This is a genomic window from Peterkaempfera griseoplana (assembly GCF_001418575.1).
In the GTDB taxonomy this organism is placed as follows: Bacteria; Actinomycetota; Actinomycetes; order Streptomycetales; family Streptomycetaceae; genus Peterkaempfera; species Peterkaempfera griseoplana.
Map to the genome: position 1 here is coordinate 1 of NZ_LIQR01000113.1, position 20,026 is coordinate 20,026.

Consider the following 20,026-nt stretch of genomic DNA (forward strand, 5'->3'; position numbering starts at 1 on the left):
GTGTAGACGTGCGCCTGCCCGTGCGACCTGTGCAGTCCGGGCAGGCGCACGTCTACACGCCACGGGAGCACAGGCGGTCCCCGGACCGTCCGCGGCCTCCGGCGCCCGCGCTCCGGCACATGCCCGCACAACCGGCAAGCGGCCGGAAAAGCGCGCAATCTCGCCATCCGGAATGGAGGCTCTTAACCGTGGGGAGGCACCGAACTACTCTGGGTGTGCCAAGGCTGTCGGAGCGTCAGTGCCGAGGGGGTGGCAGGGTTGACCGTCAGCAGCCCGCGGGGTCCGAACGAGAAGCTCGGCACACTGCTGTCCCTGGCCGGGATCAGCAACGCCGGACTGGCGCGGCGGGTCAACGACCTCGGCGCCCAGCGTGGCCTGACCCTGCGCTACGACAAGACGTCGGTTGCCCGCTGGGTGACCAAGGGCATGGTCCCGCAGGGGCCGGTGCCGCATCTGATCGCCAGCGCCATCGGCGGCAAGCTCGGCCGTCCGGTGCCGCTGGAGGAGATCGGGCTGGGCGACACCGATCCGGCCCCGGAGGTGGGGCTGGCGTTCCCCCGCGAGGTGCCGGAGGCGGTGCGGACCGCCACGGACCTGTGGAAGGTCGATCTGGAGAACCGCCGCGGGCCCGGCGGCGGCCGCTGGAGCGACAGCCTCACGGGGACGTTCTCGGTCGCCGCTTATGCGACGCCGGTCTCCCGCTGGCTGATAACCCCCGCCGACGGATCGGTGGCACGCGACGCCACCGTGGTGGGCCACGGCGGCTCCCTGCTGACGGCGGCGGCCTCGCCGGCCGAGCTGTCGTCCTACCGGGTGGGCCACGCGGACGCGGCGAAGCTGCGGGAGGCGGCTCAGGAGGCCCGCCGGTGGGACTCCAAGTACGGCGGCGGGGACTGGCGTTCGTCGATGGTGCCGGACTGCCTGCGGGTGGAGGCCGCACCGCTGCTGCTGGCCTCCTACAGCGACGAGGTGGGCCGGGCGCTGTTCGGCGCCACGGCCGAACTGACCCGGCTGGCCGGGTGGATGGCGTTCGACACGGGGCAGCACGAGGCGGCGCAGCGGTACTACATCCAGGCACTGCGCCTGGCCCGGGCGGCGGCGGATGTGCCGCTGGGCGGATATGTGCTCGCCTCCATGTCGCTGCAGGCGACCTACCGGGGCTTCGCCGAGGAGGGAGTGGACCTGGCGCAGGCGGCGCTGGAGCGCAACCGGGGCCTGGCCACCGCGCGGACGATGAGCTTCTTCCACCTGGTGGAGGCGCGGGCGCACGCCAGGGCCGGGAACGCCGGACCCTGCGCCGCGGCGCTGGCGGCGGCGGAGTCCTGGCTGGAACGCTCGCGCGCCGGGGACGCCGATCCCGCCTGGATCGACTTCTACTCCTACGACCGGCTGGCGGCGGACGCCGCGGAGTGCTTCCGGGACCTGGGGGTGCCGGCCAAGGTGCGGCAGTTCACCCGGGAGGCGCTGGCCCGGCCCACGGAGGGGTTCGTACGGTCGCACGGGCTGCGGCTGGTGGTGTCCGCGATGGCGGAGGCCGAGGCGGGGGAGCTGGACGCCGCGGTGGCGGCCGGTGCCCGTGCGGTGGACGTGGCGGGACGGATCTCCTCGCAGCGCACCCGGGAGTATGTGATCGAGATGCTGCGGCGGCTGGAGCCCTTCCGCGCGGAGCGGGCGGTACGGGAGCTGGAGGAGCGGGCCAGGCTGGTACTGGCCGCCCCGGCGTAGCGGCCTCGACCGGTCCCCGGGGCCGTGGCACGATCTCGGGGGACGGAAGGGGGCCGGGTGGCGTACGACTACGACGTGCTGGTCGTCGGCGGCGGGATCGTCGGGCTGGCGACGGCGTATGCGCTGGTGCGGGAGCGTCCGGGACTGGCGGTGGGGGTGCTGGAGAAGGAGGACTTCCTGGCCTCCCACCAGACCGGCCGCAACAGCGGGGTCATCCACAGCGGGGTCTACTACCGGCCCGGGTCGCTGAAGGCCCGCTTCGCGGTGGACGGGGCGGCGGAGATGGTGGACTTCTGCCGCGAGCACGGCATCGCGCACGAGGTCACCGGCAAGCTGATCGTGGCCGTGGACCGCGAGGAGCTGCCCCGGCTGCACGCCCTGGCGCAGCGGGGACGGGAGAACGGCATCCCGGTGCGGGAGCTGGGCCCGGCGCAGATCACCGAGCACGAACCGCATGTCACCGGGGTGGCGGGGCTGCACGTGGGATCGACCGGGATCTGCGACTTCCCCGCGGTGGCCCGGACGCTGGCGGAGCAGGCGGAGCAGGCCGGGGCATGGCTGCGGCCGGCGGAGGAGGCCCGGGAGATCGACCACCGGCGGGACGGGGTGACGGTGCTCACCCAGCGCTGCGAACTGCGGGCCGGGGTGCTGGTCAACTGCGCGGGCCTGCACAGCGACCGGGTGGCGCGGCTGGCCGGGGACGACCCGGGGGTGCGGATCGTGCCGTTCCGCGGCGAGTACTACGAGCTGGCGGAGGAGCGGCGGAACCTGGTGCGGGGGCTGGTGTACCCGGTGCCGGATCCGGCGTTCCCCTTCCTGGGGGTGCATCTGACGCGGGGGGTGCACGGTGATGTGCATGTGGGCCCCAACGCCGTGCCGGCGCTGGCCAGGGAGGGCTACGACTGGCGGACGGTGCGGCTGCGGGACGTCGCGGGGACGGTGGCGTTCCCCGGGGCGTGGCGGATCGCCCGGCGGCACTGGCGGTACGAGGTGGGGGAGCTGCACCGGTCGCTGTCCAAGCGGGCGTTCACCTCGGCGGTGCGGCGGCTGCTGCCGGAGGTGGCGGCCGCGGATCTGGTGCCCGCGGCGGCGGGGGTGCGGGCACAGGCGGTGGCGCGGGACGGCAGCCTGCTGGACGACTTCGCCTTCGCCGGCTTCGATCCCGACGTCAAGGCCGCCTCGCCCTCGCGGCTGGTGCATGTGCTCAACGCCCCGTCCCCGGCGGCGACGGCGTCCCTGCCGATCGGCCGGGAGGTGGCCAGGCGGGCGCTGGCCGCGCTGGACGCGGCCGGCCGCTGACCCGGCGACGCCGGGGGCCCGGGCGGGGCGCTGCGGCTGCGGACGGCGCCGCCCGGGCCGCCTGGCATCGCTTGGCAGCGGTCGGCGGGCAGCGGTCGGCGGGCAGCGGTCGGCGGGCAGCGGTCGGCGGGCAGCGGGCGTCGGCCGGCGACCGCCGGTGCTTCGACGGCACGCCCGTAGGATGGGGGCACTGTGACTTCCTCCACCGACTCCCGCCCCTATCCGCACACCGCCACGCCCGAGCAGCACCGGGAGCGGCGGATCCGCTCGTTCCATCCGCGCCGCGGCCGGATGAGCGCCACCCAGGGCGACGCCCTGGAGCGGCTGTGGGCGGCGTACGGGACGCCGATCGACGGCTCGCCGCTGGATCTGGCGGCGCTGTTCGGCGACAGCGGACTGCCGGTGGTGCTGGAGATCGGATTCGGCATGGGCGAGACCACCGCGGCGATGGCGGCGGCCGACCCGTCCACCGGGGTGCTGGCCGTGGATGTGCACACCCCCGGGCACGGCAACCTGCTCACCGCCGTCGAACGGGACGGCCTGGAGAACATACGGCTGGCCGCCGGTGACGCGGTCGTGCTGCTGCGGGACATGCTGGCCCCCGGCACCCTGGCCGGCCTGCGGGTGTACTTCCCGGACCCGTGGCCGAAGAGCAGGCACCACAAGCGGCGGCTGATCCAGCCGGAGTTCACGGCGCTGGCGGTCTCCCGGCTGGCGCCCGGCGCCGTGGTGCACTGCGCGACCGACTGGGAGCCGTACGCCGAGCAGATGCTGGAGGTGCTGTCGGCCTCCCCCGAGTTGGTGAATCTCCACCCGGAGGGGGACGGGACGGTACGGGAGGACGGCAGTGTGCCCGGCTATGCGCCGCGCCCCTCGTGGCGGCCGGTGACCAAGTTCGAGCGGCAGGGGCTGGCCAAGGGGCACGTGGTGCACGACCTGCTCTTCCGGCGGCGCTGACCCGGCACCCCACGAGCCGTCACCGACCGTACGCCGCATACCACCCAGAGTGGTACCCGGCCCTGTCCGGTGGCTGCCCGGTCCCCTATGGTCATGGGGATGAGCAGCCCCCAGCCCGTCCTCCCGTGGCCCTCGGCGCAGCCCGGGCCGCAGCATGTCGCCGCCGTGCGCCGTCGGGTGCCGTCGGTGGGCCGCGGGACGCGGCTGGCTGCGGCGGCGGTCGCACTGACGCTGTGCGGGGTGGCGATCCTGGCGATGGTGGAGCGGCAGACCGGCCCTCCCGGCTTCCTGGTGGGTCTGGGCCTGGCGGTGCTGCCGGTGCCCCTGGTGCTGGGGGTGCTGGTCTGGCTGGACCGGGTGGCGCCGCTGCCGCCGCGGGCGCTGCTCTTCTGCTTCGGCTGGGGCTCCTGCGCCGCGACGCTGGTCGCCATCCTGGCCAACAGCTGGACGTCCGGTCTGCTGGCCTCGCACCAGGGCCCGCGGGGCGAGACGATCGGCTCCGCGGTGGTCGCACCGCTGGTGGAGGAGAGCTGCAAGGGCACCGCCGTGCTGCTGATGTTCCTGCTGCGGCGGCGCTACACCGACTCCCTCACCCACGGCATCGTGCTGGCCGGCTTCACCGCCTGCGGCTTCGCCTTCACCGAGAACGTCCTCTACCTGGGCCGCTCCTACACCGAGGACCGGGCCGCGGGGGACGGCATGGACGGCACCGTCTACACCTTCCTGCTGCGCGGTGTGCTGTCGCCGTTCGCCCACCCGCTCTTCACCGCACTGATCGGGATCGGTCTGGGCGCGGCCGCCCTGGCCCGTCACCCGCTGCCGCGCGCGGTGGCACCGCCGGCCGGCTGGCTGGCCGCGGTCGCCCTGCACGGCGTCTGGAACGCCGCGGCGGGTCTGGGCACGGGGGGCTTCCTGCTGGTGTACGGCGCCTGCATGATGCCGGCCTTCGCCGGGCTGATCGGCCTGTCCGTGTGGTCGCGCTGCGAGGAGCTCACCGTCATCGCCCGGCAGCTCCCGCTGTACGCCTGGTCGGGATGGCTGGGTCCGGGTGAGCCGGAGGCGCTGTCCACCATGCGGCTGCGCCGCCGGGCACGGCGGCAGGCGCGGGCGCTGTACGGCGCCGCGGGCGGGCAGGCGATGGCGGAGTACATCACGCTGGCCACCAGGCTGGCGCAGCTGCGCCACAGCGCGGAGCGGGGGGCCGTCCACAGCGGGGAGTTCACGCTGCGGGAGTCCGAACTGCTGCGGCGTCTCTCGGCCCACCGGCCGTACGCCGCACCGGTGATGGCCCGGGTCGTGTTCCCGCCGCCACCGCCGCGGCCGCCCGCGGAGCCCGATCCCGGCACCCGGCTCTGACCCGCGGCCCGGTCCGGCCGCCCGGTCCGCGCCGCCCCTGCGGCGCGGATCAGCCCGGCAGCCGTACGGCGCTGTGGAAACCGCCCCGGGACCCGCTGCCACCGGGGCGCCCGTAGGAGGCGGCCAGCGCGGCGCGGTCCTGGCGCTCGGACTGCCAGCCGTGCCGGGCGAGCCAGTCCGACGGGTCCTCGTCCAGGCCGCCCTGCCACAGGGTGGCCAGCCCGGACATGGACGGTGTCGTCCGGACCTCGCGCACCACGGTGCTGTCGGGGACGGGGTGGGTGAAGAACAGCCTGCTGCCGGGGGCGGACAGCGCGCCCACCTCGGTGAGCAGGCCGGCCGTTTCCGACGGCGACAGATAGATGAGCAGCCCTTCGGCGAGCCAGACCGTACGCGCCCCCGGATCGAAGCCCGCCGCCACCAGCCGCCCGCCCCAGTCCTCCCTGAGGTCGGCGGGCAGCACGGTACGGCGGCACAGGGGACGGGCCTGCTGCTCGGCGAGGACCCGCTCCTTGAAGTCCAGCATCCCGGGGAAGTCGATCTCGTACAGCGCGGTGCCGTCCGGCCAGGGCAGCCGGAAGGCCCGGGTGTCCAGACCGGCGGCCGTCAGCACCACCTGGAGGCAGCCGTCGGCCGCGGCGGCCAGCAACCGGTCGTCGAAGAACCGGGTGCGGATCACCAGGTGATGGAACATCGACTCGCCCAGCGCCGGATCTCCGGTCGGCGCCGCGGGCCGCTGCTCCGGGCCCGGCCACCCCGCGGCCGCCAGAAAGGCCGCCGCGAGAGGGTCCTCGAAGAGGCGGTCGGACCGCAGGCTCTCCCGCGCCCTGGCGGCCGCGACCCCCAGCGCCGTCCGGCCCACTCCGGTCGGGACTGCCCTCTGCTCGGTCATGGAGCTCAGCGTACGACCACTCCGGCGGCGGCCGACGGGCGGAGCCGGTTACCACGGACGGGCGCGCTGTGATTGCGGAGAGTGATCAGGCGTGTCATGGCTGGAGGGAGAGCAACTCCCCTCCGAAAGGTTCTGCCATGCGCAACCGACGCCTCGCCGCCGTACTCACCGGCGCTCTGCTCGCCGGCACCCTGACCGCGGGTGCCGGGGTGGCCATCGCCACCGCCGACCGCAAGCCGGCGCCGGTATCCGGACCCGCCGCCCCGGGCGGCCCCAACCACGCCAACCGCCCCAGCCCCTCGGGCCGGACCGACGCCGTCCGCACCGTCGACGTGCTGGCCTCGCTCGGCAATGTCACCCGCGGAGTGCGCGACCTGGTCAGCAACGCCAGGCGCGGCGCGGACACCGCAGAGGTGCAGCAGAACGCCACCCAACTGGGCAATGCGGCCCAGGAGCTGCTGGACAAGGCCGGTGCCAGGCCCAGCAAGCCGGCCGGGCAGGGGATGCCGACCCGGGAGGGCGGCGGCCTCCACGGCCGGGCGTCCGGCCCGAGCGTGGAGCAGGCCGTCACCGAGCTGAAGAAGCAGGTGCGGGCGCTGCTGTCGGCGGTGCGCTCCCAGGACCAGGGTTCGCTGGCGAAGGTGGTCGAGTCGGTCGCCAGCAGCCTGATCGACCTGGTGCGTGCGGTCGTCGACGCCGTCGACACCCCGGTGGCGGCCGCCGTCCCGGCCGGTCCCGCCTCCTGAGGCCGGCGGACCGGTCGCGGGGCCGCCGCCGACTTCTCGGCTGCGGCCCCCGACCGGTCCGGGCGTCAGCCGTGCAGCGCCGCGATGGACGCCGGCCGGGGGGCGGCCGTCGGGGCGGAGGGCAGCCGGTAGACGTTCCGGGGCGTCGCCAGCGCGGTGACCGCCTCGGCGAGCAGGGTGCTCGGCTGGGCTCCCCGGTGCAGCACATCGGTGTTCACCAGCACCACCAGGGTCGCCCTTGCCGACGGGAGGTACATCGCCACGCTCTCGTAGCCGGGCAGCGAGCCGTTGTGGCCGACCCACCCGTTGACGCCGAAGACACCGAGGCCGTAGCCCGTGCCGGGGTAGCCGGTGGGCAGCAGCTTCAGTCGCTGCGCCTGGGTGGCGCGCCGCAGCAGCGAGCCCTTGGCGAGGACACCCGCCCAGGTCCGCATGTCGTCCAGGTCGGAGATGGCCGCCCCGGCGGACCAACCCCAGGACGGGTTCCAGTCGGTGGCGTCGGCCGGCTGCCCGTTGGCGGACTGCGTGGTGTAGCCGTCGGCGTGCGGCTGCGGGAACTCCGCGCCGGCCGGGAAGGTGGTGTGCCGCAGCCGGGCGGGCCGGAACACCCGCGACCGCAGATACGCACCGAGCGGACCGCTGCTCAGCTTCTCCACCGCCAGGCCGAGCAGCACCGTGTTGGTGTTGGAGTACTGGAAGACCGTGCCGGGCTTGGCGATCGCCGGGTGCCTGAAGGCGTAGGCGAGCAGCTGGCGGGGGGTGAAGGCGCGCTTGGGGGCGGCCTTGAGGTCGTGGTCGAAGTCCGGGTCCTCGGTGTAGGAGAACAGGCCGCTGCGCATCTCGGCCAACTGGCGCAGCGTGATCCGGTCGCCGCCGGGGACGCCGCTGACATACCGGGAGATCGGGTCGTCCAGGTGGGCCCTGCCCCGGTCCACCAGCTCCAGCAGCGCGGTGACGGTGAAGGTCTTGGTGATGCTGCCGACCCGGAACCGGAGCCGGGTGGTCATGGGCTTACGGGTCGCCATGTCCGCGACGCCGAAGGCCCGGACGTACCGGCCCTGCGGCGTCCACAGGCCCACCACCGCTCCGGGCAGGCCGGTCTCGGCGAGCACCCTGCGGACGGCCTTGTCCAACCGGTCGGCGAGGGCGGGCGTCAGCTTGCACACCGGGACGCTGCCATGGCTCCGGCCGGCTGCGCAGCCGCTCCTGCCGGTCGTGCCGTGCCGGGCCGAGTCACCGGGGGCGACCGGGGCCGCGGCGGCCACCGGGGAGGCGCGTCCGGCCGGGGCGGATGCCGTGGTCGCGCCCTCGGCGCACGCCGACAGGCCCAGGGCCGCGGCGGTGAGCACGGCTGCGGCGGCGGTGGTGCGGTGCAGCCTCCGCGCGGGCCGGATCTCGGATATGCGCGTCATGTCGGCTTCCTCCTCGGGAACGCTGCTGGATGCGGCCCGACGGCACCGATCCGGCGGTCGAGGGCGGCACGCTCAACGTAAGTGGCCTGTCAGCGCGCGGCGACGCGAGCCGACACCGCAGAGGACCATCCGGGTTGTCACCCGCCCCGACCGGGTGTACCGCACACTGTCGGGGCAGCGGTGCCGGTTCCGTACGCCCCGGGGCCCGGCTCACCTCGGCGGCCGCACAACCGGGCGCCAGGCGGCCCCTGATCAGCCGTCGGCCGGGCCTCCCGGCAGGGCGGCGCGGGCCTGCCGTACCAGCGCGCGGGCGGCCGGTCCGACCGGGCCCGCCGCACGCCAGGCGAGGGCGAGACGGCCGCGCAGGTCGGGGCGGACGATCCGCACCGTATGCAGCCGGTCGGCGTAGGAGCGGGCCAGGGATTCCGGGACCACGGCCGCGCCCAGGCCCCGCGCGGCCAGCTGGGCCAGCACATTGGGGTCGCCGGCCTCGAAGGCGATCCGGGGCCGGAAGCCCGCGGCCGCGCAGGCGCGGTCCAGGATGCCGCGCAGCCCGGTGCCGGGCGGCAGGCTCATCAGAGTGCGGTCGGCGAGGGAACGCAGCGCGACGGTGTCGCGGGCGCCCAGCGGATCGCCGTGGCCGACGGCCACCACCAGCGCCTCGTCCGAGACGACCTGGACCCCGAGCCCGGCCGGTGGCGGCCCGTCGGCAAGGCTCACCACCGCCAGGTCGACGCCCCCCGCGGCCACCTCCTGCGCCAGCCGCTCCGAGGTGTCCTCCAGCAGGCCGATCTCCACGGCGGGGTGGTCGCGGTGGAAGCGGGCCAGCAGGGCGGGCAGGTCGACCGCCGGGCCGAGGGAGGTGACCGTACCGACCGTGACATGACCGCGCAGCAGTCCGGTGAGCTCGTCCACGGCCTGGCGGGCCCCGGCCACGGCGGCGAGCGCTGCCCTGGCGTACGGGAGGACGGCGGCGCCCGCCTCGGTGGGCCGCACGGATCGGCCCGAGCGGTCCAGCAGCTCCTGGCCGAGCTCCCGCTCCAGCTTGCGGATCTGGGCGCTGACCCCCGGCTGCGCCACATGCAGCCGGTCGGCGGCCCTGGTGAAGTTGGCCTCGTCGACGACGGTCACCAGGTACTCCAGCTGCCGCAGCTCCATAACCAGCGATGCTAGCAAGCAGAAGATCCAGCTCTTGGACGTATGGCTCCCCGGAATCCGAGGATGGAGCTGCGGCAGCCGCCGCCGATCCCCCAGCGAAAGGAGCCGCACGATGACCGCCACCCCCGCCCAGGTCGCCGCCGCCTACTTCGAGACCTGGAAGGCCCGGGACTTCACCGCCTTCCGCGCCCTGCTCGCCGACGACGTCACCTTCAGCGGCCCACTCGGCCGGGCCGCCGACGCCGAGGAGTGCGTGCAGGGCATCAGGGGCATGTCGCAGATCGTCACCGATGTCGTGGTGGAGCGGATCGTCGCCGACGGCGCCGACGTGATCACCTGGTTCCAGCTGCACACCAGCCTTGCCGACCCCGTCCCGGTGGCCAACTGGAGCCGGGTCGAGAACGGCCTCATCACCCGCATCCGGGTCGCCTTCGACGCCCGGTCCCTCACCGGCGGCGCGGCTCCGTCCTGAACGTCCTCCCCGGCCCGCCCGCTGCCGGCCCGGCCGCAATCCGTTCGACATCCCGCGGGCGCCACGGCAGAGTCCGTACATGGTTCCCGAAGGACTGGACGACGACGGACACATCGCCCGGGAGGGCTCCCTGGCCAAGGTGGCCCCGGAGTTCGCCCCGGTCGTCGACCACGCCCGGCGGCTGGTCGCCGCGCGCTTCGGTCCCGACCGGCTGCACAGCGCCTACCTCTACGGCAGCATCCCCCGCGGCACCGCCCTGCCCGCCGTCTCCGACCTCGACCTGCTGCTGGCGCTGCGTCACCGGCCCACCCCCGCCGACCGGGCGGACGCCGACGGCGTCGAGGCCACCCTCGACGCCGCCCACCCGCAGATCGACGGCGCGGGAGTGCTGCTGTTCTCCACCGACACCCTGCTGAGCGACCTGGAACGCCACGACCTGGGCTGGTTCCTGGCCTGCCTGTGCACCCCGCTGCTCGGCGACGACCTCGCCGACCGGCTCCCCCGCTACCGTCCTACCTCCCTGCTCGCCCGGGAGACCAACGGCGATCTGGCGCTGCTGCTGCCTCGCTGGCGGGAACGGGCCGCCGCCGCCCGTACCGACGCCGAGCTGCGCACCCTCAGCCGGGGCGCCGCACGCAAACTGGTCCGCACCGGACTCACCCTGGTGATGCCCCGCTGGGGCGGCTGGACCAGCGACCTCGCCGGCTCCGCCGAGATCTTCGCCCGCTACTACCCGGCGCGCGGCCCCCAGATGCGCCTGGCCGCCACCATCGCCCGCACCCCGACCACCGACCCGGCCGTCATCGCCGCCCTGCTCGACGACCTGGCCCCGTGGCTGGCCGCCGAGTACACGGCCACCCACGGCGTGAAGGCCCCGCGGCCCTGAGCCCGGGGAGGAGGCCGGGTCAGAACACCTGGCCACCGCCCCCGGGGGAGATCAGCCCCGTCTCGTACGCGAGGACGACGGCCTGGACGCGGTCGCGCAGATCCAGCTTGGACAGGATGCGGCCGATGTGGGTCTTGACCGTGGTCTGGCTGACGAAGAGACGGTCCGCGAGTTCGGCGTTGCTCAGGCCCGTCGCCAGCAGGCGGAGGACCTCCAGTTCACGTGGCGTCAGACCGGAGAGGTCGCGGTGGAGGGCGGCCGGACGGTCCTCCTCGCGGCGGGCGAAGCGTTCGATCAGACGGCGGGTGATCGCGGGGGCGAGCAGGGCGTCGCCGGACTGCACCAGGCGTACGGAGGCGACGAGGTGCTCGGGGGTGACGTCCTTGAGGAGGAAGCCGCTGGCGCCGGCGGTGAGCGCGGCGTAGACGTAGTGGTCGAGGTCGTACGTGGTCAGGATGATGACGCGGGTGCCGGCCGTGCCGCCGTCGGCGAGGATCCGCCGGGTGGCCTCGATGCCGTCCATCCGCGGCATCCGGATGTCCATCAGCACGACGTCGGGCCGGGTGCGCCGGACCGCGGCGACCGCCTCGGCACCGTCGGCCGCCTCGGCCGCCACCTCGATGCCGTCCGCGCCCAGGATCAGCCCGAAGCCGGTGCGTACCAGGGCCTGGTCGTCGGCGATGACGGCGCGCAGCGCGGGCCGGGTCACGCCGTCCGCCACGGGACCCGGGCCCTGATCCGGTAGCCTCCTGCGAGGGTCGGCCCGGCCGTGAGGTCGCCGCCGTAGACGGCCAGGCGTTCGCGGAGCCCGATCAGCCCCCGGCCGTTGCCGTCCGCCGGAGGGGCGTCGCGTGCGGCGCCGGTGTCGGTGACCTCGATCGCCAGGAAGTCCCCGTCGTGTCCGACGGTGACGGAGGCGGCGGCGCCCGGGGCGTGCTTGAGTGCGTTGGTCAGCGCCTCCTGCACGACGCGGTACGCCGCGAGGTCCAGCCCCGGCGGCAGCGGGTCCGGCGGCAGCGACACCGCGACGGTGACCGGTGTCCCGGCGGCACGTACCCGCTCGGTCAGGGCGTCGAGCTGCCCGAGGCCGGGCTGTGGTTCGAGGCCGTCCGCGGGGCCGTCCGGCCGGCCGGTGTCCTGGGCGGCCAGCAGGCCCATCACATGCCGCAGTTCGGCCAGCGCGGCGCGGCCTCCGGCCTCGACGGCCAGCAGGGCCTCCTTGGAGCGCTGCGGCGCCGTGTCCATCACCTTGCGGGCCGCGCCCGCCTGGATGACCATCACGCTCACATTGTGGGTCACCACGTCGTGCAGTTCGGCGGCGATGCGGGCCCGCTCCTCCTCGACCGCCCGGCGTGTGCCCTCCTCCTGGGCCTGCTGCAGCCTGGTGAAGCGGTCGCGGCTGTCCGCCAGCCGCCGTCTCCAGTAGCGGACGGTGCTGGCCAGCGCCCCGGTGAGCAGCAGCACCACCGCGGGGTTCGACCATCCCGGCAGCACCGGGTCCATCTCCCGGAAGGCGACGCCGGCCAGTACGGCGGCGACGACCAGCCCGGCCGTCGCCCCGGCCCGGTAGCGGCTGTACATGACCGCGCTGTAGGCCCCGATGACGCAGGACAGCACATTGATCCAGGAGGCGTCGCCGCCGATGGCCAGCGCCGCGCCCAGCACCACGCCGAACGCGGCCAGCGGATACCGGCGCCGGGCGGCCAGCGGCAGCGCGGAGAGGACGACCAGCGACCAGGGCGGGGTCCCGGCCCCGGTCATGCCCGTCGCGAGCCGTGCGCCCGGCAGCGGGCGCGCGGGCAGCGGCGGAGGCGGGGGCGCCAACGCGTACCCGGCCCTCGGACCGATGCGGACCGGCCCGTCACCGGGATAGCGCGCCGCCACGATCAGCGCGACCACGGTCACCAGGACCGCCAGCGCCACATCGGCCCACACCGCCCGCCGCGACAGCGGGGTCTCCTCTGCCTCCGGCCGCAGTGCGTCGCGCAGTTGGCGGCGCCGGCCTCGCGCGTCCTCCGTCTTCACCGGCTCATTGTCCGGCGCCCCGGCCGTCCTCCGCGTCCGCCTGCGAGGCCGGTCCGCCGTCCGTCAGGCGTACTCCGCAGGGATGACGCCCCGGGGATCTCCTCCGTCAGGAGGGCCGGATGTCGGTGCCGCGGCCGACGCGTCCGGCGGGGCCGCGCCCCTACGTTCGCTGGGCCGGCGCAAGGACATCTCCCCTCCGACTCCAAGGACGGACGACTCCCATGACCCATGTGATCGAACTGTCGGGCGCGGCGAAGCGCTACGGCAGCGCCGGCGCGCCCGCCCTCGGGCCACTCGACCTCGGCGTCGCCCAGGGCGAGGCACTGGCCGTGATCGGCCCCTCGGGCAGCGGCAAGTCCACGCTGCTGAACCTCGTGGCCGGTCTGGACCGGCCGACCGAGGGCACGGTGACCGTGGCCGGGCAGCGGATCGACCGGCTGAGCGAGCACGCGCTGGCCCGGTTCCGCCGCGAGCAGATCGGCATGGTCTTCCAGTTCTTCAATCTGCTCGACGACCTCACCGTCGCCGACAACATCCAGCTGCCCGCCCAGCTGACCGGGACCGCCCGGCGCAGGGCGGCGGCCCGCGCCGGCGAGCTGATGGAGGTCCTGGGCATCACCCGGCACGCCCGCGCCTACCCGGGCCGGCTGTCCGGCGGCGAGCGCCAGCGGGTCGCGGTCGCCCGGGCACTGGTCAACCGGCCCGCGCTGCTGCTCGCCGACGAGCCGACCGGTGCGCTGGACACCGCCTCGGGCCACGACGTGCGGCAACTGCTGGTGGATCTGCACCGCGGCGGGCAGACCCTGGTGCTGGTCACGCACGACCTGGCGCTGGCGGAGGCGTGCGCGAGCCGCACCATTCAGCTGGTCGACGGCCGTCTCGCCGTCGACACCCGGGCGGAGACCGTCCGATGAGCCTCTTCGGTACGGGGGCGCTCGGCCGGGTCGTACGCTCCGGCGTGGGCCGGCGCCGGGTGCAGTCGGCGGTGATCGCCGTGGCCACCATGATGGCCGTCGCGTCGGCCGTGGTCGCCGGGGCGCTCGTGGTCGCCTCGAACGCCCCCTTCGACCACGCCTTCGCCGAGCAGCACGGTGCGCACCTCACCGCCCAGTTCGATCCGGCCGGGGTGAGTACGGCACAACTGGAGTCCACCGGACGGCTGGACGGCGTCACCGCCAGCGCGGGGCCCTATCCGTCCACGACCGTCAGCCCGGTGGACCCCGGCGGCGGGCACCTGCCGAGGCTGAGCCTGGTCGGGCGCTCCGGTCCGCACGGCGCGGTGGACGACCTGGACGTCACATCCGGGCGGTGGGCGGCGAGGCCGGGCGAAGTGGTGCTCTCCGCGTCGTTCAGCGGCCCGGCCCTCGGCATCGGCTCCGCACTGAGGGTCTCGGACGCCGCGGACAGCCCCACGCTGACGGTCGTCGGCTTCGCGGTGTCGGCCGGCGAGTCCGCCGACGCCTGGGCGACCCCGGAGCAGGTCCGCACCCTGGCCGCCGCGGACGGGCCCGCCACCGTCCAGATGCTCTACCGCTTCGCCTCCGCGGGGACCGCGGGCCAGATCGCCGCCGACCGCAGGGCGCTCGCCGCCGCCGTGCCGTCCGGGTCCCTGCTGGGCACCACGTCCTATCTGGACACCAAGCGTGCCGCGGACCGGGGCGCGGCGCCGACCATCCCGTTCCTGACGGCCTTCGGCGTGCTGGGCATCGTGATGTCGGTGATCATCGTCAGCAGTGTGATCAGCGGTGCGGTCGGCACCAGCCTGCGCAGGATCGGCATCCTCAAGGCGATCGGCTTCACCCCGGGCGAGGTCGTGCGGGCCTATGTGGCCCAGGCGCTGATCCCGGCGGGCGCCGGCATCGCGCTCGGAGTCGTCCTGGGCAATCTGCTGGCCCTTCCGCTGCTGGAGGACACCGGGCGGGCCTACGGCGGCGCGTCGCTGACGGTGGCGTGGTGGGTGGACGTGCTGGTGCCGGCCGTCGCCCTGCTGGTGGTCGGGATCGCGGCGCTGGTCCCCGCGCTGCGGGCCGGGAGGCTGCGTACGGTCGAGGCCATCGCGGTCGGCCGGGCGCCCCGCACGGGGCGCGGCCAGTGGGCCCACCGGGCGGCCGGGCGGCTGCCGCTGCCGCGGCCGGTGACCTACGGCCTCGCCGCCCCGTTCGCCCACCCGGTCCGTGCCGCGGCGATGCTGCTCGCGGTGGCCTTCGGCACGGTCGCGGCGACCTTCGCGGTGGGACTGACCTCGTCCCTGAACGCGGTCGGCGGCGCGTCCGATCCGGAGGAGCGCGCCGCGGTCACCGCCGTCAGCGGCGGTCCCACCGTCAACGGCGTCCCCGAACCCGGCGCACCGGCCGCCGGGGGCGCCGTCGAACACCGCACACCCGGCCCCGGGGGGAGCAGCCCCCGCCCTCCGTCGGCCGACCCGGCGAAGGTCCGCGCCGCCATCGAGGCGCAGCCCGGCACCGCGTCGTACTACGGCATGTCCCATGCCGACGTCACCGTGGCCGGGATCTCCGGCCCGGTCAGGGCCACCCTCTACCAGGGCGACTCCCGTCCCGGCGGCTACGAGATGATCTCGGGTCACTGGCTCACCGGTGCGGGGCAGGTCGTGGTGCCCACACATCTGCTGGAGACGACCGGCACCAGGATCGGCGACACGATCCGGGTGACCCTCGGCAGGGACTCGGAGTCGCTGCGGATCGTCGGCGAGGCCTTCGACACCTCCAACGACGGCCTGTCGGTCCACGCCGAGCTCGCCGACTTCGCCGCGGCCGAGCCCCAGGTCTTCCAGATCGAGGTGAAGCCGGGCGTCTCCCCGGCCGGCTACGCCAGGCAGCTCGCCGCAGTGGTGCAGCCGCTGGGCGCCGACGTGATGGCCAACTCGCCCTCGCCGAAGGAGAACATGATCCTCCTGCTGGACGCGATCGCGGCGCTGCTGACGCTCATGCTGGTCTGCGTCGCCGGCCTGGGGGTGCTCAACTCCGTCGTCCTGGACACCCGGGAGCGCGTCCACGACCTGGGGGTCTGCAAGGCGCTCGGCATGTCACCGCGGCAGACGCTGGCCCTGGTGCTCTCCTCGGTGGCCGGGATCGGCGTACTGGGCGGACTGGTCGGCGTACCCGTGGGGACCGCGCTGCACGGCTTCGTCCTGCCGGTGATGGGGCGCGCGGCGGACACCCGCCTTCCGCCGTCGGTCCTCGATGTGTACGACGCTCCCCGGCTGGTGCTGCTGGGGCTGGCGGGCGTCCTGATCGCCGTACTGGGGGCGCTGCTCCCGTCCGGCTGGGCGGCCAGGGCCCGTACGGCCACGGCGCTGCGCACCGAGTAGGGCGCCACCGCTTGGCGGTTCCCCACCCGGGCCGGCCTTACGGCGGGCCCGGGTGGCCGGGGTGGCCGTCAATCAATGTCCCGGGCGATGTCACAGCGGGCGGTGTCCCGGTGTCCAACCGGACGGAGAGGCATCCGCGAGGAAGGACAGCACCATGACGGACAGCACAGTGAAGGACAGCGTGGTGAGCGACAGCACGATGAAGGACAGCACGGTGAGGGCGACCGTCGAGGTGAACGACTCCTTCATGGCCTACACCGAGGCCGGGACCGGTGGCGTCCCGGTGGTGTTCCTGCACGGGAACCCCACCTCGTCCCATCTGTGGCGCGGGGTCATCCCGCATGTCAGCGGCCAGGCCCGCTGCCTGGCGCCGGACCTGATGGGCATGGGCGCGTCCGGGAAACCGGACATCGGCTACCGCTTCGCCGACCACGCCCGCTGTCTGGACGCCTGGTTCGACGCCATGGGTCTGGACGAGGTGGTCGTGGTCGGCACCGACTGGGGCGGCGCGCTGGGCCTGGACTGGGCGGCCCGGCATCCTGGGCGGGTGCGGGGAGCCGCGCTGATCGAGACCTTTCTGCGTCCGCTGAGCTGGGCGGAGTTCCCTCCGCAGGGTCAGCAGATCTTCCGGGCCATCCGCTCGCCGAAGGGCGAGGAGATGATTCTGGAACAGAACTCCTTCATCGAGTTCAACCTCCCCCGCGGGGTGCTGAGCGGGCTGGCGCCCGAGGATCACGACGTCTACCGCGCGCCCTTCCCCGATCCGGCGTCGCGCCGTCCGCTGCTGGTGTGGCCGCGGGAGATCCCCATCGACGGCGAGCCGGCCGACGTCCATGAGCGGGTGGTGGCCTACGGCCGCTGGATGGCGGCCACCCCGGAGGTGCCCAAGCTGGTGATGACCGTGGAGTCGGGTGTGGGGATGGGTTCGGCGGAGACCGCCGCCTGGGCCGAGAGAACCTTCGCCGCCGTTGAGGTGGAGTCGGTCGGACCGGCCGGTCACCACGCTCCGGAGGACCAGCCGGACGCCATCGGTTCGGCGATCTCCCGGTGGCTCCACCGGCACCGGCTGACAATGGGGTCATGAGCACGGACGGGGGAACGGACGAGGGAACGGACGAGGAGGCGGCCCGCGAGGCGGAGCTGGTCGCACGGGCCGTCGCGGGTGACCGGGCTGCCCTGGAGGAGGTGGTCCGCCTCCTCCAGGACCCGCTCTACCGGCTGGCGCTGCGGATGGTGTGGCGGCCGGCGGACGCGGAGGACGCCACCCAGGAGATCCTGATCCGGGTCGTCACCCGGCTGGCGACCTGGCGCGCCGAGGCGAGGCTGCTCACCTGGGCCTACCGCATCGGCGTCAACCATGTGCTCAATCTGCGCCGGAAGACTCCGCAGGAAGCCAGGCAGCTCAGTCTGGAGGACTTCCGCGAGGGGCTGGCGGACGGTCTGGCGGACCAGGACTACCCCGGCCCGGACGCCGGACTGCTCGCCACCGAGGTGCGGCTCAGCTGCTCGCAGGCGGTGCTGCAGTGCCTTGAGCGCGGGGAACGGGTGGCGTTCGTGCTCGGTGAGGTCTTCGAGCTGTCCTCCGCCGAGGCCGCGTGGATCCTGGAGGTCACCCCGGCCGCGTACCGCAAGCGGCTGGAGCGCGCCCGGCAGCGGATCCGTGCCTTCATGGGGTCGACCTGCGGAATCGTCAACAGCGAGGCGTTCTGCCGCTGCTCCCGGCGGGTGGAGAAGGCCGTCGCCGTCGGCCGTGTCGACCCGCGGCGGCCGGCGCTGGCCACCCATCCCGTCTCCCCAGCCGGGCGCGGGGTGGCCGAGGCCGCCGACCAGATGCACCGGCTGCACGACGCCGCCGCGGTACTGCGCGCCCATCCCGACTACGCGCTCCCGCGGGCCCGGACCGACGCGGTGCTGGTGCTGCTGCGGTCCGGCCGCTTCCCCCTGCTGGACTGAGCGGGCCGCAGCCTCCCGGACACCGCCGCGGCCCGCTCGCCCCGGCGTCGCTGCCAGGGTGGGGCGCGCGGGCGCCGTGGCCGCCGGGGTGTCCGCAGGGGGCGGCCGGAGCCGGTGGGCGGGAGGCCGTGGTGTCTCCGTCACGTCGCGCATGACCGGCCCACAGGTCCGGCCCGTACGCCCCGGGGGTGCCCTACAGTGAGCCCGCCCACTCCGACCCCGACCAAGGACGGCCCGTCATGCCCCGTGCAAGTCGCTCGATACTTCTCACCGCCGCGCTGGCCTCCAGCGCGGCCCTGGGCCTCACCGGCTGCAGCAGCGACGGGGGCGGCAGCGACACGGCGACCCCGTCCGCCGCTGTCTCCACGCCCGCCTCCGCGCCCGCCTCCGCCTCGGCGCCGGTGTCGGCCTCCGCCTCGGCGCCCGCTTCCGCGTCCGCGTCCACCCCGGCGGCCGGGTCGGCCGGCGGATCGGCGAAGCCGCTGACCAAGGCGCAACTGAACGGTGCGGCACTGACCGCTGCCGACCTCCCGCCCGACTTCCGGGTGAGCACCCCCTCCGCGGACAACGCCCTGTTCGCAAGCGACACGGACACCGCGGAGCCCGCCTCCTGCCAGCCCGTCCCGGACATCGCGGCCTCCGACGGCGCCATCAGGCCGACCGCCACCGCGGACCGCGACTACCAGTCGTCCGCCATGCCCGGCCAGGGGTTCTACGGACGCATCGCCGCCTACCGCGCGGGCGACGCCGAGAAGGCCATGGCCAGACTTCATGCGGCCCTGAAGACCTGCACCTTCTACCGCAGCAGGTCCGGCGACGCCGTGACCGAGGTCCGGATCCGCACCCTGCAGGCCCCCGCCGTCGGTGACGACTCGGTGATGTTCCAGCTGAGCGGCACCACCGCCGGCAGGACGCTGGACATCAGGATGACCGAGGTCCGCGTCGGTTCCTCGGTGGCCGTCTTCGCGGGAGTGAGCCAGAGCGGCACCGGATCGGTGCCCATCCCCACGCAGCTGATGACCCTGCAGGCCGACAAGTTGCGTGCTGCGTCCGGCAGCTGATCCACACACGGCAGGCGACCTCCGGCCGCTGTCGGTACCGGCTCCTACGGTGGTGTCCACCGAGGGAACCGGAACCGCCAAAGGAGGCAGATACCCCCCTCCGCGGGCGGTGGCTTCCACCGCGCCCGCGGCGACATCAGGCGCCTGCTCTGAGCCGCTCCGGTGCCGGGGCCCGGCTCGGGATCCCGCAGGCCGCCCCGTCCGGTGAGGTGCGGGCGGTGGACACCGGCCGTGGGCCGGACGGATGGGGGGAGCGGGCGTCCGGGTGGCGGGGGCTGCGGTTGCGCGGCTGTACGGGTGGTGCGGCCCTAGCGTGCTGTCTGCCGATGTTCCGAGCGGCCCGCCCCGGCAGAGGAGCAGATCGTGTTCAAGGGCTTCAAGAACTTCCTGATGCGCGGCGACGTCATCGTCGTCGCCGTGGGCCTGATCACGGCGCTGGCCTTCAGCACCCTGATCAAGGCCTTCACCGACTTCGTCATCAACCCGATCATCGCCAGGATCCAGGGCAGCAGGTCGGTGGGGCTCGGCTGGCAGCTCGGCGCGCCGGGGAACAAGGCGACCTATCTGGACATCGGCTCGTTCATCTCGGCGCTGATCTACTTCGTCATCTTCATGGCCGTGGTGTACTTCCTGATCGTCGCCCCCTACAAGCACTCGATGCGCCGCCGCGGGCAGTTCCTCGAAGAGGCAGGCGGGGCAGGTCTTGAACGGCCCCGGGTCGCCGAAGACCGTCACCCCGCGGCGGCGCATCGAGTG

The 20,026-nt window shown here is 74.5% G+C and carries 18 protein-coding genes; 13 read left to right on the top strand and 5 right to left on the bottom strand.

Annotated features, from left to right (window positions below):
- Positions 1 to 258 precede the first annotated feature (258 nt).
- The 4 genes from AOK09_RS09370 (at position 259) to AOK09_RS09385 (ending at position 5,337) form a co-directional block, all read left to right on the top strand.
- Complete coding sequence (locus tag AOK09_RS09370; RefSeq protein ID WP_055586664.1) at positions 259 to 1,725, top strand: hypothetical protein; 1,467 nt, start codon at positions 259 to 261, stop codon at positions 1,723 to 1,725.
- Between the two features lie 57 nt (positions 1,726 to 1,782).
- On the top strand, positions 1,783 to 3,024 hold the full coding sequence (gene lhgO, locus AOK09_RS09375; protein ID WP_055586665.1) for an L-2-hydroxyglutarate oxidase: 1,242 nt from the start codon (positions 1,783 to 1,785) through the stop codon (positions 3,022 to 3,024).
- A gap of 192 nt (positions 3,025 to 3,216) precedes the next feature.
- Positions 3,217 to 3,981, top strand: a complete 765-nt coding sequence (gene trmB, locus AOK09_RS09380) for a tRNA (guanosine(46)-N7)-methyltransferase TrmB (protein ID WP_055586666.1) — start codon at positions 3,217 to 3,219, stop codon at positions 3,979 to 3,981.
- Between the two features lie 99 nt (positions 3,982 to 4,080).
- Positions 4,081 to 5,337, top strand: coding sequence for a PrsW family intramembrane metalloprotease (locus AOK09_RS09385; protein WP_157875842.1), 1,257 nt, complete (start codon positions 4,081 to 4,083; stop codon positions 5,335 to 5,337).
- Positions 5,338 to 5,386: 49 nt separating this feature from the next.
- Here AOK09_RS09385 and AOK09_RS09390 read toward each other — a convergent pair whose 3' ends face one another.
- Positions 5,387 to 6,229: an SAM-dependent methyltransferase gene (locus AOK09_RS09390; protein ID WP_055586668.1), complete on the bottom strand. Its 843-nt coding sequence runs from the start codon at positions 6,227 to 6,229 to the stop codon at positions 5,387 to 5,389.
- Between the two features lie 137 nt (positions 6,230 to 6,366).
- Here AOK09_RS09390 and AOK09_RS09395 point away from each other — a divergent pair, with 137 nt between their 5' ends.
- On the top strand, positions 6,367 to 6,975 hold the full coding sequence (locus AOK09_RS09395; RefSeq protein WP_055586669.1) for a hypothetical protein: 609 nt from the start codon (positions 6,367 to 6,369) through the stop codon (positions 6,973 to 6,975).
- Between the two features lie 65 nt (positions 6,976 to 7,040).
- Here the strand turns inward: AOK09_RS09395 and AOK09_RS09400 are convergent, their stop codons facing one another.
- Together AOK09_RS09400 and AOK09_RS09405 are read right to left on the bottom strand one after the other, a co-directional pair.
- Positions 7,041 to 8,387 carry a serine hydrolase domain-containing protein gene (locus tag AOK09_RS09400; protein ID WP_055586670.1) on the bottom strand — a complete coding sequence of 449 codons (1,347 nt, stop codon included), beginning with the start codon at positions 8,385 to 8,387 and terminating at the stop codon, positions 7,041 to 7,043.
- 252 nt (positions 8,388 to 8,639) lie between these two features.
- Positions 8,640 to 9,545 (bottom strand): LysR family transcriptional regulator, encoded by a 906-nt coding sequence (locus AOK09_RS09405; protein ID WP_055586671.1) that lies wholly within the window; start codon positions 9,543 to 9,545, stop codon positions 8,640 to 8,642.
- 112 nt (positions 9,546 to 9,657) lie between these two features.
- Between AOK09_RS09405 and AOK09_RS09410 the strand changes: the two genes are divergently transcribed.
- The gene (locus tag AOK09_RS09410; protein WP_055586672.1) at positions 9,658 to 10,017 is read left to right on the top strand and encodes a nuclear transport factor 2 family protein; all 360 of its coding nucleotides are present in this window, start codon (positions 9,658 to 9,660) and stop codon (positions 10,015 to 10,017) included.
- A gap of 79 nt (positions 10,018 to 10,096) precedes the next feature.
- Entirely contained in the window at positions 10,097 to 10,903 is an 807-nt protein-coding gene (locus tag AOK09_RS09415) for a nucleotidyltransferase domain-containing protein (RefSeq protein WP_055586673.1), read from the top strand.
- Between the two features lie 19 nt (positions 10,904 to 10,922).
- On the opposite strand, the gene AOK09_RS09420 is transcribed toward AOK09_RS09415, so the two are convergent.
- Both AOK09_RS09420 and AOK09_RS09425 read right to left on the bottom strand, forming a co-directional pair.
- Positions 10,923 to 11,624 carry a response regulator gene (locus AOK09_RS09420; RefSeq protein WP_055586674.1) on the bottom strand — a complete coding sequence of 234 codons (702 nt, stop codon included), beginning with the start codon at positions 11,622 to 11,624 and terminating at the stop codon, positions 10,923 to 10,925.
- The gene (locus AOK09_RS09425; protein WP_055586675.1) at positions 11,609 to 12,928 is read right to left on the bottom strand and encodes a sensor histidine kinase; all 1,320 of its coding nucleotides are present in this window, start codon (positions 12,926 to 12,928) and stop codon (positions 11,609 to 11,611) included. Before AOK09_RS09425 ends, AOK09_RS09420 begins: the two co-directional genes overlap by 16 nt.
- Positions 12,929 to 13,149: 221 nt before the next feature.
- Between AOK09_RS09425 and AOK09_RS09430 the strand changes: the two genes are divergently transcribed.
- The 6 genes from AOK09_RS09430 to AOK09_RS09455 all read left to right on the top strand — a co-directional run.
- On the top strand, positions 13,150 to 13,842 hold the full coding sequence (locus AOK09_RS09430) for an ABC transporter ATP-binding protein (RefSeq protein ID WP_055586676.1): 693 nt from the start codon (positions 13,150 to 13,152) through the stop codon (positions 13,840 to 13,842).
- Positions 13,839 to 16,256 (top strand): FtsX-like permease family protein, encoded by a 2,418-nt coding sequence (locus AOK09_RS09435; RefSeq protein WP_055586677.1) that lies wholly within the window; start codon positions 13,839 to 13,841, stop codon positions 16,254 to 16,256. The genes AOK09_RS09430 and AOK09_RS09435 overlap by 4 nt, the downstream gene beginning before the upstream one ends.
- Positions 16,257 to 16,455: 199 nt before the next feature.
- Entirely contained in the window at positions 16,456 to 17,340 is an 885-nt protein-coding gene (locus AOK09_RS09440) for a haloalkane dehalogenase (RefSeq protein ID WP_055586678.1), read from the top strand.
- Positions 17,337 to 18,209 carry an RNA polymerase sigma factor gene (locus tag AOK09_RS09445; protein WP_055586679.1) on the top strand — a complete coding sequence of 291 codons (873 nt, stop codon included), beginning with the start codon at positions 17,337 to 17,339 and terminating at the stop codon, positions 18,207 to 18,209. The genes AOK09_RS09440 and AOK09_RS09445 overlap by 4 nt, the downstream gene beginning before the upstream one ends.
- Before the next feature lie 239 nt (positions 18,210 to 18,448).
- Positions 18,449 to 19,270, top strand: a complete 822-nt coding sequence (locus AOK09_RS40010; protein ID WP_055586680.1) for a hypothetical protein — start codon at positions 18,449 to 18,451, stop codon at positions 19,268 to 19,270.
- 363 nt (positions 19,271 to 19,633) lie between these two features.
- The coding region (locus tag AOK09_RS09455; RefSeq protein ID WP_245687196.1) for a large conductance mechanosensitive channel protein MscL at positions 19,634 to 20,026 on the top strand (393 nt) is incomplete at its 3' end.